Source organism: Peribacillus sp. NPDC056705 (assembly GCF_043656335.1).
On the sequence record NZ_JBHTYI010000116.1, the window covers coordinates 283 to 697 of the forward strand.

At 47.7% G+C, this 415-nt stretch carries 1 pseudogene (cut by a window edge); it reads left to right on the forward strand.

Annotated features, from left to right (window positions below):
• A pseudogene (locus ACFRAK_RS27935) lies at positions 1 to 415 on the forward strand (phosphoenolpyruvate carboxylase); its annotated part reaches 223 nt to the left of the window's first position; the annotation flags it as partial.

The following is a 415-nucleotide window of genomic DNA, read 5'->3' on the forward strand; positions in this document are numbered from 1 at the left end:
GTAATGCAGCTAGACAACCCCACATTAACGTTCCGTGAGCGAGAACAGCTACGAGAGAAGCTGCTAAATGAAGTCATTACATTGTGGCAAACGGACGAGTTGCGCGATCGCAAGCCAACTGTACTTGATGAAGTCAGAAATGGCATGTATTACTTCCACGAGACGCTCTTTCACATCTTGCCTGAGGTTTATCAGGAATTGGAGCGTTGCTTGGGTAAGTATTATCCGGATCACCATTGGCATGTTCCAACCTATCTACGGTTTGGATCATGGATTGGTGGAGACCGCGACGGGAATCCATCGGTAACAGCGGACGTAACATGGAGAACGTTAGAAATGCAGCGCAAGCTGGCTATTCGCGAATATCAACGGATTCTGAGAGAGTTCATGAAGTATCTGAGCTTCAGCTCCACGA